The sequence below is a fragment of the Pseudomonas sp. DTU12.1 genome, assembly GCF_009873475.1.
GTDB lineage: Bacteria > Pseudomonadota > Gammaproteobacteria > Pseudomonadales > Pseudomonadaceae > Aquipseudomonas > Aquipseudomonas proteolytica.
Window position 1 is genome coordinate 3,488,339 of record NZ_CP045254.1, and the last position, 14,635, is coordinate 3,502,973.

A 14,635-nucleotide genomic window follows, 5' to 3' on the forward strand; every position below is an offset into this window, starting at 1 on the left:
CGCATCCCGATGACGAAGGCGCCCAGCATCGACATTAAACAAAATGTTGACTTAGTAAGGCGCCAAGATAAACTGCGCCTTATGAATATTTTAGAGAACAAACACCACATCATGCTGCGCGAGCTTGATGGGGTGCCAGCCGAGGTCAGGGACAGTGTCAAGCTGTGCTTCGAGCTGCTGTCGGCCGCGGCCGCGATCAATCGTGTGTGTGCCATCCGCCTGGCGCGCTACAACCTGTCGGAGGGCCGCTTCGTCATCATGCTCACCCTCAAGAGTGCCGGCGGCAAGCTGTCGCCGCTGGAGTTGGCGACGCGCCTGTCGATTACCACCGGCACCGTCACTGGCTTGCTCGATGGCTTGCAGGGCGACGGGTTTATCAAGCGCAAGACCGACCCCACCGACCGGCGCAAGCTGATCATCAGCCTGACCGCAGACGGTAAACGCGTGGTCGATGAGGTGTTTGCCGAACACACCGATTGGATCAGCGCCATCATCCAGGGCTTGAGCCTTGAGCAGCGCCAGGCGTTGTCCGAGTCGATCTATTGCATCTCGGCTAGCCACGCGCTGTCTCAGCAACTGCCGGATGAGCATTAGGCCCGGGGTTCAATTGCTTCAATCGCGGTAGTCACACAAGGAGGTGTTTGATGCTGCACAGTCAACGAGTGATGACCAATTTCGGCAGGAAGCCACGGATCCACAGTGGCGTCGATGTCATCCGCCACAGCATGGTTTCCCTGGAACGCTACATCCCTCCCACGCTTTACCGGCGCTTGTTTATCAAGCGTATCGCCCGTCATCCCCTGGCCATCGAAGGCTTTGAGTTTCGCCCGGTGCAAAGCCTGTTCGAACTGGAAGAGGCGTTGCGCCTGGTCAACGACAGCTATGCACGGCGCGGTATCTCCACGGTGTGCCGGGCCGGAATGCGCTTTTCGGCGTTCCACCTGTTGCCGGGCACCACCACCTTTGTAGCGATCAAGGATCAACAGATCGTCGGCACCGTCTCGTTGATCGAGGACTCCATGCTCGGGTTGCCCCTGGAAGAAGTGCATGGCAACGAGGTCGTCATGCAGCGCCTGGCCGGCGGCCGGCTGGCAGAGGTCGGCACCCTGGCGGTGGCTGCAGGCTATCGAGGCAAAGGGGTGCCCTTGATGCTCTACAACGCGATGTTTCGCTGGGCCATGCATTTTCGCGGGGTACAGCGCTTGCTGATCGCCGTGCATCCGCGGGCGGGGGCGTTTTATCGCAATGTATTGTTCTTTTCGCCCATGGGCCGGGTGCAGCCCTACACCAAGCTAAACAATGCCCTGTCGCTGCCCTTGTGTCTGGATCTGGGCAACGCGCCGGCAATTTTCCAGCAGGCCTATGAGCGCCCTGCCCTGGGGTTTGCCGTCGAAGGTCAGCGCACGCATTTCTTCGATTTTTTCTGCCGCAGTGACTACGCCCATATCCGCCTGCCCGCTACCGGCAGCGTACGCCGCTGGGACGCACAAGAAGTGCTGACCCATATGGCGCGCTGTGGCGTGCACGGCCGAAACCTGTCGCCACGGGTTCAGCGAGCACTGGCCCTGGCGTAAGCTCGTTCAAACGTCATTTCATGGAGGAAGCAGTATGGACAGCGGATTGCTGCGCGCGATATTCAGGGAAATAACGATCAAGCAACCGTTCGAGCGCATACCCGAACCGGCCCTGGTCATGGAAGAACAACAGAGTGTGGCGTCTTATGCCGACAGTGCCGCCCAGGGCCAAGCCTTGTCCGGCACCCACCTTTATCACTGTGCGCAGATGTGCGCGCTGATCAAGCCCGGCGACGTGGTGCTGGACATCGGCTGCGGCCCGGCGGCCCTGTTGCTGCAAGTCGCACGGCTCAACCCACGGGCCGAGTTCATTGGCATGGACCTGTCGCAGACGATGCTGGAAGTGGCGCGCGAAGCGTGTCATCAGCAAGGCATCGACAACGTGCAACTGGTTGAAGATGACATGACCCGGCTCAGCATGATCGCTGACCGCAGCGTGGATGTAGTGATCTCGTCAATGGCCCTGCATCACCTGGAAAACCTTGGCCAGCTGGAAGGTACTTTTCGCAATATCTCCCGGGTACTGCGCAACGACCGGGCGATTTACCTGAATGACTTCGGGCGCCTGAAAACCATCGAGTCCGTCGACTACTTTGTCCAGCGTGCCAGCGACGGTGCGGACGCGGAAACCCTGCTGGACTATCGCAACTCGCTGCTCGCGGCGTTCTCGCTGGAAGAGTTCCAGACCCTGGCCGCCAGTTACCTGGGCCCCTGTGCCAAGGTCTACAGCACCGCGTTCAGCCCGTTGATGATGGTGATTCGCACGCCCAAGCGGCGCTGCGTGAAGGTGATGAAACCGGAGTTCCGCCGCCGCTACACTGCGCTGCCCGCCAGTCGCCAGGCGGATGTGAACCAGTTGCGCCTGTTCCTGCGTCTGGGAGGCCTGGCCAGTGCCTTTTGAACCCGCCCACCTGACACTTGCCCAGCAGCAATGGCGCGAGGTGCTCGGTGACGCGGGTGTGCGCGTCGACCCGGCAAGCATCGAGCGTTTCGCGCAAGACACCATGTGCTCCCCTGCGTATGCCCGCGTGGTGATTGCGCCACGCTCAACCGAGCACGTCTCGGCGTGCATGGTGATCGCACGGCGCTATGGGGTTGCCGTGCATCCGATCAGCACCGGGCACAACTGGGGTTATGGCAGCGCCTCGACCAACGACGCCCGCTGTGTGCTGATGGATTTGTCCGGGATGAACCGGATTCTGGGGTTCGATGAGGAGCTGTCGGTGGTGACCCTGGAGCCTGGGGTGACCCAGGGCGATCTGGCCCGTTATCTACAAGAGCACAACTTGCCCTGGCTGACACCCGTCACCGGCGCCGGCCCGACCTGCAGCGTGCTGGGCAATGCACTGGAGCGCGGTTTTGGCATCACCCCCCACACTGACCATTTTCAGGCGGTACTCGGCATCGAGGCGGTGCTGGCCGACGGTACGCTGTACCGCTCGCCAATGGCTCTGGGGGTCACCGCGCCCTGCTTCAAATGGGGTGTGGGGCCGTACCTGGACGGGCTGTTCAGCCAGAGCGGGCTGGGGGTGGTGACGCAGATGTCGATTGCCCTGGTGCGCAAGCCCGAGGTTATCCAGCCGTTTTATTTCTGGGTGGATGAAGAGCAAGGGCTGGAAGCCGCGTTGGCAGGTATCAAGCGCATGCTGGACCTGGCCCCTGGGCAGATTGGTGGTATCAACCTGATGAACCGTACGCGGCTGTTGACCATGGCCAGCGAAGATACTCAGGTGGTGGGCATGAATGAAGAGCAGCAACGGGCCGCCGCCGATGCCTTGGGCCTGCCTGCGTGGATGGGTGTCGGTTCGATCTATTGCCAGAAAGCCCAGCACGCTCCGCTCAAACACATGATCAGCCGGGAACTTGAGGCTTTCGCCAGCAAATCGCTATTCAAGACCCGGGGTCAATTGACCACCGCCCGACGCTTGCTGGGCCATCTGCCCGGCGGCTGGTCCCAGCGCTGGCAACGGACCCTGGGCAAGATGCTGCAAGGCATCGACCTGATGGAAGGCCAACCCAGCGAAGTGGCCCTGCCGCTGGCCTACACCGCCGGCGCCAAGCCGCTGCCCGCTGCGCCCCTGAACCCGGCGCGAGATAACTGCGGGCTGATCTGGTACGCACCGATCCTGCCGCTGAAGATCCAAGAGGTCGCCGACTTTGTGCGCACCATGGAGCGTCGGTGCCGCCAGCAGCAAATGCCTTGCCCGGTGACGCTGACCAGCCTATCGAGCCGTGCCATCGATTGCACCGTGCCGCTGCTGTTCGACCGTGCGGATGCCCAGGCGTCGAACCGCGCCCATGAGTGCTATCACCAGCTGTTCGCCCAAGGCAAGGCACAGGGCGTACTGCCGTATCGCGTGCCCACTCGCTTCATGCACCTGCTGACCGACGCCCAGGGGCCTGCCTGGCAGCTCGGGGCGCGGATCAAGGCAGCATTGGATCCGGACAACCTGCTTTCACCCGGGCGCTACTGCGCCACAAACCCAACGCCTGACCAGGCCATGACCGCGTCGGTGGTATCGAGATGAGTGAAGATCGCAAGGACCTGATTGACCAGGGCCGCCTGCCCACCCGCAATCTGGGCGAGTGCCTGGCCGTTGACCAGGTAGCGCTGGCAACGGCCCTTGGCGCGCAGTTGGAACCGTCCCTGGCGCAAACACTTTACAGCGCAGCCGAGGCCGGCCAGGCCCTGGGCATTTCCAAGAAAGTCGCCGCCCTGGGCCTTGCACTGGGGCAGTGGCTGGAAAGCGCCGCCCTGCCCCTGCGCGAGCACACCTGGGGCCTGCTGCTGGAGCATCCGTCGGACACTGTGCGCAGTTGGGCGGCTTTCGCCAACGCCTACTGCCAACGCAACAGCGAACTGGAACAGGCTTTGCTGAGCCAGTTCCAGTTCGCCACCGACGCGCATTTTGGCGTGCGCGAATGGGCCTGGATTGCCTTGCGACCGCTGCTGGCCCAGGACCTGACGCACGCGCTGGAACTGCTACGCCGCCATGCCCGCAGCGATGACCCGCTGATCCGCCGGTTCTGCGTTGAAATCCTGCGCCCGCGTGGGGTCTGGTGCGAGCACATCGCCCCGCTCAAAGCCGAGCCGCAGATGGCCGAACCCTTGCTGATTGCCATGCTCGATGAAGCCGACAAATACGCCCAGGACTCGGTCGCCAACTGGATCAACGACGCCAGCAAGACCCGACCGGATTGGGTCCGGCAGTTGTTCGAGCGCCACCCACCCAGCGGCAAAGCCGCCACCAGGATTTTTACCCGGGCTACCCGCAGCCTTTCTCAATAGACGTGAACAGGAGTCACAAATGTCGCTCAAGGAAAAGCTACAAACCGTCAAGGACCAGATGGCCCAGTTGCCTGCCGAAGTCCTGCACAAGTTCCAGGCATCGCTACAGACGCTGCTCGACAGCCATTTGGGCGACAAGGCCCTGAAGGCCAACGACAAGGCGCCCCTGGCGGTGCTCAAGGATGCTGACGAGCAGGATGTGGACCTGCGTCAGTTGCTGGATAAAGGCCCATTGGTGCTGGTGTTCTACCGAGGCATGTGGTGCCCCTTCTGCGGCCAGGCATTGACCGCCTACCAACAGATGGTCGCAGACCTGGCCGCCTCCGGCGCCACCCTGGTGGCGGTGTCGGCCCAGACCCCGGAGTTCTCGCGCAAGACCCGCGAAGCCCTCGGCATCAAATACCTGTTGCTCAGCGATACCGATAACCAGCTGGCGCGCCAGTACGGCATCGTGTTCAAGCTCGAAGACGAGCTGGATGAGGTCTACCGCTCCCTGGGTGCCGACCTCAAGCTGTTCAACGGCTCCGACGCCCTGACCTTGCCCATGGCCAGCGCCTTTGTGATCGGCCAGGACGGGCTGATCCGCGCCGCCTTCGTCAACGTGGACTACTCGCAACGGGTAGAGCCACAGCAATTGATCACGGCCGCCAGCCGCGCATAACCGGCAATCCTCGCCGAAGGCAGCCACGCCTTTGGCGAACCCACTTGTTCAGGGACTGACGACATGAAACGAATCGCAATCATGGGGGCCGGTGTAGCCGGTCACCTGGCCGCGCTGTACTTCAAAAAAAGGTTACCGGGTGTCGAAGTCATCCTGATCGGGCGCCCGGACCGCAAGCGCCCGATCGTCGGCGAGTCCACGGTCGAGTTGACCACCCACTTCTTCAAGGGCCTGGGGCTGGGGCGCCTGCTGGAAGAAAAGCACTACCACAAGTACGGCCTGACCTATTACCTGAAGCTGCGCAACAACCCCGAGTGCCGCAACTACGTGGTGCACGAGGCACCGGGCGTGATCCGCATGCCGGCCTACAACCTCAACCGCTTCAGCTTCGACAAGGACCTGCGCCAGATTGTCGGTGATCATCAGGTCCACATGATTGAGGCCGATGTGAGCGCCGTCGACCTCAATGCCGGTGAGCACGCCACCCACCTGCTGACGCTGCGCAGCGCCGCCGATGAGCAACAGCAACTGACCGCCGATTGGGTAGTGGACGCCACCGGCCGCAATCGCTTCATGGCGAAAAAGCTCAAGCTGCACAAAGAGGCGACGTACCAGCGCAGTACCTTCTGGCTCAGGCTCAAGGACTTCGACCGCAGCATCTTGTCTAGCATCACCGCGCACAAGGACAAGCATCACTGCTACGACCCGTACTACGTGACCCATCATTTTTATGGCAAGGGCTACTGGATCTGGATGATCCCGATGCGCAGCGATGATGGCAACGAGATGATCAGCATCGGCATCACCTACCGGCCGGACATGATCGAGCAGAAAATCAGCACCCTGGAGGCCTTCAAGGAAAAGGTCATGGCCGACCATCCGGTGATTACCGAGTTGATCGAGTCGGGCCAGCTGGTCGATACCCAGGCCATGCACAACTACATGTACGAGGCGCGGCAATACTACTCGACCGAGGGTTGGTTCCTGCTGGGCGACGCGGCCTTTACCTTCGACCCGGCCAACAGCGCCGGGCTGGCCTATGTGGCGCAGCAGATCCCGCAAGTCGCGGCGATGATCGAGAAGGATATCCATGGCAGCCTGACCCCCGCCTACGTCAACTGCCTGGAATCGCACATCCAGGCGCAACTGGCCCTGCAGGACACCTGGAGCAAGTGGTACGAGGTGATGGACGACCCGTTCATGATGGGCTGGACCCTGCTGTTCGCCAACATGGCGTACTTCCATGTGGTGTTGCCGATGTACATGACCGGGGATTTTCTCGATGGTCATCAGGCCCAGCAATTTGCCGACCTGCTGCCGCGCTACACCCGCGAGATGCAACCCTCGCCCCTGCCGTTTGCCTGCCTGCTGCAAGAGATCCGCCGCTCCAACCCGGGCTTGAGCCCGACGATGATGCCCAACCTCTATTCGCGCACCATCAACTTCGACCTGTACAAGGCCGACAACCGCGCACGGCCGATCTACGCCTCCAACTATTACCTGCGCTCGGCCTTGCTCCGGGTGCGGCTGATGAAAATGGTCAAGTGGTCGCTGTCTAGGCGCCACCTCACGTTGTTGCTGCGCCATGGCTGTGGCGCCGTGCAGGACCTGGCGCGGGCTGCGGTCCTGCGCCTGCGCCCTTCGCTGTTCTACAAATATGGCGAGTCGCCGGAGTTGCTCAAGTCGCCGTTTGGCAAGGACGGTGGCTTCCTCGACCTGGTACGTCGCGGATGAACGGCATGGCGCAGGTCCGCACAGACCTGCTGGAACTGAGTGCCGTGCAACTGGCGTGGTTGATCCGCGGCAAGCAGATCTCCCCGGTGGAGCTGATCGAGCAATGCATTGCGCGCCTGGAGCAGGTCCAGCCGTTATGCAATGCCATGGCAGTCGACCTGTTCGACGACGCCCGCGACGCCGCCCGCCGGGCCGAAGAGGATGTGCTCAAGGGGCGGCCATTGGGACGCTTGCATGGCGTGCCCTTCTCCATGAAAGAAGGCCTGGGCCTTGCGGGGTACCCCAAGACCTGCGGCTCACGCCTGCGCAGCAACAGCCGCGCCCGCAGCACCGCCACGGTCGCCACGCGGCTGCTGGCGGCTGGCGCCATCCCCCTGGCCCTGGGCAATCAGGCCGAGATGGCGTTGTGGCCCGAGACGGACAACCTGGTGTATGGCCGCACGCTCAACCCCTACGACCCCTCACGCACCGCCGGTGGCAGCAGCGGTGGCGACTCTGTGATGGTCGCCAGCGGTTGCGTGCCCTTTGCCCTGGGCACCGACGGCGGCGGCTCGATCCGCATCCCGGCGGCGTTCAATGGGATCTTTGGCCTGAAGCCGTCGCGGGGGCTGGTGCCGCTGAGCGGGCATCTGCCGCTGGATGAGCAGCGTGTGTCACTGCCATTGTCCCAAGCCGTTGCCAGCCACTTTGCAGCGGGCCCCCTGTGCCGGTACGCAGAGGACCTGGGCGCAGTGCTGGAGGTCATCGCCGGCAGCGACGGCATCGACCGCAATATCCACTCGAGCTATCAGCAACCGGCCCAGGCGACACCGCTCAAGCGTGTATTCGTCTGCCTGCCGGCCCCTCTCAAATGGGGCACGCCACTCTCGGCCGCCGTGACTGGCGGGGTGATCGAGACCGGCCAGCGTTATGCGGACCAGGGTGTGGAGGTGCAAGCCTGGAATGAAGGCTGTTTGACCAACGCCTTTTTTATCTGGCTGGCCGTCCTCAAGTGCGAAACCCGCATTCACCTGGCCGATTACCTCGGGGATGGGCAGCCACTGAATTATCCACGGGCGTTGTATGCAGCCCTGGCTGGCAGGCCGCAGTTCTCCCGGGGGCCACTGCTTGCCAGCTTGATGGACAGCTGCGGCGATCGGCTGGGCAACCCGGGGCTCGCGCGGTTCCTCAAGCAGCGTGATCACTTGCAGCAGACCCTGGCCGGGCTGTTCGACGGCCAGAGCATTCTGGTGTTGCCGGCCACCCCGAGCGTGGCGCCGGCCCATGGCAGCGCCCTGAAGCGCCCGTTCGATATCGGCTATTGCGCGCTGTTCAATGTTCTCGGTTTTCCGGCCCTGTGCGTGCCCATCGGGCGCCTCGACCAGGGCTGCCCGGTGGCCGTGCAACTGGTGGCCGGGCTGGGCCAGGACGCGTTGTTACTGGAAGCTGCGCGCTTTCTGGAAATGGAATTGGGCGGTTGGCGCAAGCCTGCGCTCTAACACTTCAAGCACTAGGACACCCCATGCAAACCAATACCAGCGCTATCACGCTCCAACCCCCTGCGCCTGCGGGCGGACAATCGGCCGTGGGTTCCCAGGCCGAGCACTTGACCCTATTGTTCCTGATCCAACTGATCGTGATTTTCAGCGCCAGCCGCCTGATCTCCTGGCTCAGCACCCGCTGCCTGGGGCAAACCCCGGTGGCTGGGGAGATTCTCGCAGGGCTGGTCCTGGGCCCGAGCCTGCTGGGGTATTTTTTCCCGGAACTGCTGAGCAGCATCTTTGTGCCGCAAACCTCCACCGCCTTTGTCGCCACGGCTCAGGTCGGCCTGATTCTGCTGATGTTCCAGGTGGGCCTGGAATTTGAATTCGGCGCCCACCTCAAGGGGCGTAAGCGCTCGATCATGGCCATCAGCTTGGGTGGCCTGCTGGTGCCGTTTGTCAGTGGTTTCCTGGTGGCCGAGTATTTCTGGCAACAGATCGTCGGCGACAAGCCGCCACTGCTGGCCTTCCAACTGTTTTTTGCCACGGCGTTGTCGATCACTGCCCTGCCGATCCTCGGGCGGATCTTCATGGAACTGGGGCTGTCCCGCTCCCGCGTGGCCACCCTGACGATTGGCGCGGCGGCCATCGATGATGTGTGCGGCTGGCTGATCCTCGGTGGGGTAACGTCGATCATTGCATCCAACTTCAGCGTGTGGGCGTCCCTGGGCAGGATCCTCGCGCTGGCGGTGTTTATCGTGTTGGTGCTGTGGGTGGTGCGGCCCTTGGTGCTGCGCTGGATCATCGGCGACCTGGAGCGCAAGCCGCTGTCGGCCCAGGGCATATCACTGATGCTGATCGTGCTGTTTGGCAGTGCGGTGATTACCAACCTGATCGGCGTGTTTTCGATCATTGGTGGTTTTATCATCGGCGTCGCCCTGCACACCCACCGGCCCTTTGTCACGCAGTGGAATGCCAAAGTCAGTGGCCTGGTCAATGCGTTTTTCCTGCCGGTGTTCTTTGCCTACACCGGCCTGCGCACCGACATCGGCTCGCTCAACGGCGACACGGCGCTGCTCAATTGCTTTTTGGTGTGCCTGGTGGCGTTCGCTAGCAAATTTTTCGGAGCCTATGGCGCCAGCCGCTGGCTGGGCGAAACACCGCGCAACAGCGCGCTGATCGGCGTGTGCATGAACACCAGGGCGCTGATGGAATTGGTGGTGCTTAACGTGGGCTATGACCTGGGTGTTTTGCCCAAGGAGTACTTCACCATGCTGGTGATCATGGCCATTATCAGCACCTTTATCGCCTCGCCGCTGATCCGCCTGCTGACGAGTGAGGAGCGACGGGTGCCGGTGGGCCAGCCTGCGGTGAAATAAGAGACCAGACACCCCGCGTTATCGTTAACGATTTTCGCCAGCCTCTTTTGTAGGAGCTGGCTTGCCAGCGAAAAACTCAAGCACGCCGCGGTTCTTCAGGTTTCCCGCGTTATCGTTGACGTTTTTCGCCGGCAAGCCGGCTCCTACAGGAGGTGGGGCTATTTGCCTTCGGTCAGCGCGTTGTAGCTGGTGAACAGGTTGCGATAGTCCGGGATGTGGTTGGAGAACAAGGTCCCCAGGCCTTCGATATCGTTGCGCCAGTCGCGGTGCAACTCACAGGCCAGGCCAAACCAGGTCATCAACTGCGCGCCATTGGCCGACATACGGTTCCAGGCCGATTGCTGGGTCAGCTCGTTGAAGGTGCCGGAGGCATCGGTCACCACAAATACTTCATAGCCTTCGGCCAGGGCCGACAGTGCCGGGAACGCCACGCACACCTCGGTCACCACGCCGGCGATGATCAGTTGCTTCTTGCCGGTGGCCTTGATGGCCTTGACGAAGTCTTCGTTGTCCCAGGCGTTGATCTGACCAGGGCGGGCGATGTACGGCGCGTCCGGGAACAGGGCCTTGAGCTCGGGCACCAGCGGGCCGTTGGGGCCGGTTTCGAAGCTGGTGGTGAGGATGGTCGGCAGCTTGAAGTATTTGGCCAGGTCAGCCAGGGCCAGGACGTTGTTCTTGAACTTGTCGGGTTCGATATCGCGGACCAGTGACAGCAAGCCAGCCTGATGGTCAACCAGCAGGACAGCTGCGTTGTCTTTGTCCAAGCGAACGTAGGGTTTAGACATCTTGATGCTCCTGGTAAAAAGGCGCGTCCCGAAATGGGCCGCACCGGGGAAGGTCAGCGGTATTTACTTGCGCTGGGAGTCTAGCTCTTCGTGGTTATTTGCCACTTCCTGCGCCTTGATGTAGCTCTCGATCAGCAATTGGTAGTGCGGCATCGCCTGGGTATAGACGTTCGCCCACTCCTGGGCATCCGGACGGTTCCACGAGCCTTGCAGCTCCGACAGCGTGCCCATGATGTCGATTGGCACCACGCCGGCCTGGGCCAAGCGTGCGACAGTCAGGTCGGTGGCCAGTTTCGAGTGGTTGCCCGAGGCGTCGACCACGGCGAATACCTTGTAGCCTTCATGCACTGCGGCAATGGACGGGAATGCCAGGCACACGCTGGTCAGCGTGCCGGCAATCACCAGGGTCTTCTTGCCGGTGGCTTTGACGGCGGCACGGAATTCAGGGTTGTCCCAGGCGTTGATCTCGCCACGGCGGGCAACGTATTGGGCGTGGGGCGCCGATTCATGGATTTCCGGGATCAGCGGGCCATTCGGTCCCTGAGGCACCGAAGCAGTGGTGATCACCGGGATTTTCAACAGCGTCGCCGCCTTGGCCAAGGCGATGGCGTTGGCGCGCAATTGAGGAACATCAATGTCCTTGACGATCTGGAACAGGCCACTCTGGTGGTCGATCAGCAACATCGCGGTGTCGGTGGGATCAATCGTCGGCTTCTGACCATTAAAGTTTGCAGCGTTACCTGAAGCGCTCATTTGCATATCCTCTTGCGTGGATGAACCTCCCTGGTGTCATTGCCTGCCAAATTCCCGGCAAGCTCTGCACGTCCTGTGCAGATACGAATGGGTTGTGACTCGACAGATCAGTTCGCTACCAGGCCTCTGGCTTCAAAGCGCCTGACCACAGCTGACAATTCCAACAATGGAACGCCCCCGCCCGCTGCCGTCTTCACCGCACATCGGCAGCCGGGAAGAAACAGCCGCTCCACCTTAGTCATCACGCTAGGTATCCGGTAGTGGTTGAATTAAACTTCAGAATCTCAAAAATGGAACGACCCCCATGTTCGACCTCAATGAACTCTTCCTCTACGCCAAGGTGGTTGAGCATGGTGGTTTCGCGGCGGCCGGTCGGGCGCTGAACATGCCCAAGTCGACCCTGAGCCGCCGGGTCAGCCAGCTAGAAGCACGGCTGGGGGCACGCCTGATCCAGCGCTCCACCCGTCAGTTCCAAGTGACCGACATTGGCCTGGCCTACTACCGCCACTGCGTGGCGATGACCGCCGAAGCCGAGTCCGCCGAAGACCTGATCGCCTTCAACAAAGCAGAGCCGCGTGGGGTGATTCGCCTGAGCTGCACCACCGCACTGCTCAATTACTGGGTGGCGCCGATGCTGGCCCAGTTCATGGCCCAGTGCCCCAGCGTCGAACTCAACGTGAAGAGCTTCAACCGTAAGGTGGATGTGATCAGCGAGGGCTATGACATTGCGCTGAACCTGTGCTTTCCCCCCCTGGAAAGCAGTGACCTGGTGATGAAGTTGCTCGCCAGGAGTTCCCAGGTACTGGTGGCAAGCCCAGGTTTTTTGCAGGAGCACCCACTGCCGCAACACCCCACTGACTTATCAGGACTGCCGACCATCAGTTGGGGCAACCCGATGCTGCAGTACGTGTGGGCGCTGACCGGCCCAGAAGGTGTGACGGCTGAGATCAGCCACGTGCCCAGGCTGATCAGCGATGACATGCCCACCCTGAAAAGCGCGGTGCTGCTGGGCGTCGGGATCGCCAACCTGCCGCTGGCGGTGGTCGAGGATGAGTTAAAACAGGGCCAACTGGTCCGCGTGCTCGCGCAATGGCAACCCACCGAAGGCGTGATCAGCGCCGTCTTCCCTTCACGGCGGGGGCTGCTGCCTTCAGTGCGGACCTTGATCGACTTCCTGGCCCAGGCATTTGAGGCACAACAACAAAGCCAGGCGCACGAACGAACACTAGCAGCAGTCACGCCTCTGAATCGTCCGCCCGCCGATCCCCCCAGGAAGATCGCCCCGAATGGCTGATACCCATGCTGGACACATTTCTGACGAATAGAATTTTCTGCATGACAGGTGATATATGGCGGTCCCTCAGAACAAACAAGAGCTGCTCGATGCCATCAACACCCAGTACGAAAAACTGCTCAGCGTCATCCAGCAGGTGCCGACGCAACGGGTCAACGAATGCAGCCTGGAGGGGCATGCCAAGGGGACGCAGATGAGCGTCGCCAACCTGCTCGCGTACCTGGTGGGCTGGAACGAATTGGTGCTCAAGTGGCTGGACGCAGACGCCGCTGGTAACGCCATAGACTTCCCGGAAACCGGCTTCAAGTGGAACCAGTTGGGCCAGCTTGCGCAGAAGTTTTACCGCGACTACGAGGGCATCGCTTTTGAGCCACTGCTTGATCGACTCGACACAGCAAAGCAGCGCATCGTCTCCATCATCCAGAGCCGCGACAATACCGAGCTTTATGAATGCCCGTGGTATGAGCACTGGACGATGGGGCGGATGATCCAGTTCAACACCGCGTCCCCTTATGAGAATGCACGCGGGCGCTTGCGAAAATGGCTTAAAACGCAAGGCACGCTGAACCTATCCTAAGCGCCGAAACGCTCCCGTTGTTCAAGGAGTACGCGCTCAGCCTGCACCTGCGTAGCAGCCTTAGGCAGCGGCCCGCTATTCAAACGACGCGGTTGCCACATACCGACTTGGGCGTGTGGCCAAAGTGACGGGTAAACGCCGCCGTCAGGTTATTAGGATGCTGGTAACCCACTTTGTATGCCACCTCGGACACCCGGTAGCCGGCGGCCAACAACTCCCGTGCGCGGGTCATGCGCAGTTCCAGCAAATAGCGCCCCGGGCTGATGCCGTGGACCTGGCGGAAGTATTCCTTGAGCCGGTATTCGCTCACGCCCATGGCCGTGCACAAGTAGGCGTTGTTCAGTGGCTTGTCCAGATTGGACTGCATGAAGAGGTCAATGCGGTCCAGGGTGTCGAGGTCCCTGGCCGTCAATTTGGCTTGTCGGCTCGACGTCACTTCGAGGGCTTGCAGTTGCTCCGACAGCAGGCTCAAGGCGTGAATGCGCTGTGTCAGGCCGTCTTCTTGGTGAATGCTCGGGCTTTTCAGGCGCCGCAGGTGTTCGCTGGGGTTGATGTCGCAGCAGGCCACCTGACGAAAACTTTCATGCGGGCCCAGAGCACTGCCGAGCAGGCCTTGGCAACGCTGCGGGCCAATAAAGCGCGCCAGGGCCGATTCGGTAACCACCAGGCGCAGTTGCTGGATCGGCGTATCGGCGGCATACACCCGCTGGCCCTGGCCCTCGCGAAAAATCGATACGGTGGCCTGGTTGGGCTGGAATTTCATTTCCCGGCCCTTCGGGCAACGGAACTCCGACTGCCCGGACAAGGCGAAGGCAATCACCAGCATGCGCTCTGCGCCCTCGTGCTGGCACAGTTCGGCGCAGATCTTATGGGCAGTCATCTGCGACTTGATCACCGTGAATCCCGCTTCGCAGTCCAACCGTTCAACCTGAAATGTGCCCGTCCCCGCCGCCCCTTCAAACTGGGTCCAATTGGAAGACACCGACGTTTCCTGGCTTGCCCGGGCCGGGCTCGATAACTCTCGCATATCCATCCCCCTTAAGTGCGCGCGTCTGGCTCGGCCGGCCGCGCTTGCCTACCTTCCTTGCGGTGCCATGACCAAGCAGGCACCGGTCTTATGGCTGCGGAT

Annotated in this window: 14 protein-coding genes; 11 read left to right on the top strand and 3 right to left on the bottom strand. The window is 61.6% G+C overall.

The genetic code is table 11. The annotated features are described in order from the left end of the window. Window positions 1–81 precede the first annotated feature (81 nt). From GDV60_RS15055 to GDV60_RS15095, 9 genes are all read left to right on the top strand, one after another. Complete coding sequence (locus GDV60_RS15055) at window positions 82–594, top strand: MarR family winged helix-turn-helix transcriptional regulator (protein ID WP_159907919.1); 513 nt, start codon at window positions 82–84, stop codon at window positions 592–594. Window positions 595–644: 50 nt separating this feature from the next. Continuing rightward, window positions 645–1,574: a GNAT family N-acetyltransferase gene (locus tag GDV60_RS15060; RefSeq protein WP_070995700.1), complete on the top strand. Its 930-nt coding sequence runs from the start codon at window positions 645–647 to the stop codon at window positions 1,572–1,574. 34 nt (window positions 1,575–1,608) lie between these two features. Continuing rightward, window positions 1,609–2,475, top strand: coding sequence for a class I SAM-dependent methyltransferase (locus tag GDV60_RS15065; protein WP_133714743.1), 867 nt, complete (start codon window positions 1,609–1,611; stop codon window positions 2,473–2,475). After that, on the top strand, window positions 2,465–4,102 hold the full coding sequence (locus tag GDV60_RS15070) for an FAD-binding oxidoreductase (protein ID WP_178121307.1): 1,638 nt from the start codon (window positions 2,465–2,467) through the stop codon (window positions 4,100–4,102). The genes GDV60_RS15065 and GDV60_RS15070 overlap by 11 nt, the downstream gene beginning before the upstream one ends. Continuing rightward, window positions 4,099–4,863, top strand: coding sequence for a DNA alkylation repair protein (locus tag GDV60_RS15075; protein ID WP_159907922.1), 765 nt, complete (start codon window positions 4,099–4,101; stop codon window positions 4,861–4,863). The genes GDV60_RS15070 and GDV60_RS15075 overlap by 4 nt, the downstream gene beginning before the upstream one ends. Before the next feature lie 19 nt (window positions 4,864–4,882). Further along, on the top strand, window positions 4,883–5,524 hold the full coding sequence (locus GDV60_RS15080; RefSeq protein ID WP_159907924.1) for a peroxiredoxin-like family protein: 642 nt from the start codon (window positions 4,883–4,885) through the stop codon (window positions 5,522–5,524). A gap of 63 nt (window positions 5,525–5,587) precedes the next feature. Further along, window positions 5,588–7,258, top strand: a complete 1,671-nt coding sequence (locus GDV60_RS15085; protein ID WP_159907927.1) for an NAD(P)/FAD-dependent oxidoreductase — start codon at window positions 5,588–5,590, stop codon at window positions 7,256–7,258. 5 nt (window positions 7,259–7,263) lie between these two features. Then, window positions 7,264–8,736: an amidase gene (locus GDV60_RS15090; protein WP_256679306.1), complete on the top strand. Its 1,473-nt coding sequence runs from the start codon at window positions 7,264–7,266 to the stop codon at window positions 8,734–8,736. A 23-nt stretch (window positions 8,737–8,759) separates the two neighbouring features. Beyond that, window positions 8,760–10,097 carry a cation:proton antiporter gene (locus tag GDV60_RS15095; RefSeq protein ID WP_070995695.1) on the top strand — a complete coding sequence of 446 codons (1,338 nt, stop codon included), beginning with the start codon at window positions 8,760–8,762 and terminating at the stop codon, window positions 10,095–10,097. Window positions 10,098–10,255: 158 nt separating this feature from the next. Here GDV60_RS15095 and ycaC read toward each other — a convergent pair whose 3' ends face one another. Continuing rightward, window positions 10,256–10,882 carry an isochorismate family cysteine hydrolase YcaC gene (ycaC, locus tag GDV60_RS15100; RefSeq protein WP_029300559.1) on the bottom strand — a complete coding sequence of 209 codons (627 nt, stop codon included), beginning with the start codon at window positions 10,880–10,882 and terminating at the stop codon, window positions 10,256–10,258. A 63-nt stretch (window positions 10,883–10,945) separates the two neighbouring features. After that, on the bottom strand, window positions 10,946–11,635 hold the full coding sequence (locus GDV60_RS15105; RefSeq protein ID WP_038447913.1) for an isochorismatase family protein: 690 nt from the start codon (window positions 11,633–11,635) through the stop codon (window positions 10,946–10,948). 304 nt (window positions 11,636–11,939) lie between these two features. Here GDV60_RS15105 and GDV60_RS15110 point away from each other — a divergent pair, with 304 nt between their 5' ends. After that, a complete protein-coding gene (locus tag GDV60_RS15110; RefSeq protein ID WP_159907933.1) occupies window positions 11,940–12,929 on the top strand; it encodes a LysR substrate-binding domain-containing protein in 990 nt (329 codons plus the stop codon). Window positions 12,930–12,984: 55 nt separating this feature from the next. Then, window positions 12,985–13,506 (top strand): ClbS/DfsB family four-helix bundle protein, encoded by a 522-nt coding sequence (locus GDV60_RS15115; RefSeq protein WP_159907936.1) that lies wholly within the window; start codon window positions 12,985–12,987, stop codon window positions 13,504–13,506. Between the two features lie 79 nt (window positions 13,507–13,585). Here GDV60_RS15115 and GDV60_RS15120 read toward each other — a convergent pair whose 3' ends face one another. Next, entirely contained in the window at window positions 13,586–14,488 is a 903-nt protein-coding gene (locus GDV60_RS15120; protein WP_243733215.1) for an AraC family transcriptional regulator, read from the bottom strand. Window positions 14,489–14,635: the final 147 nt, after the last annotated feature.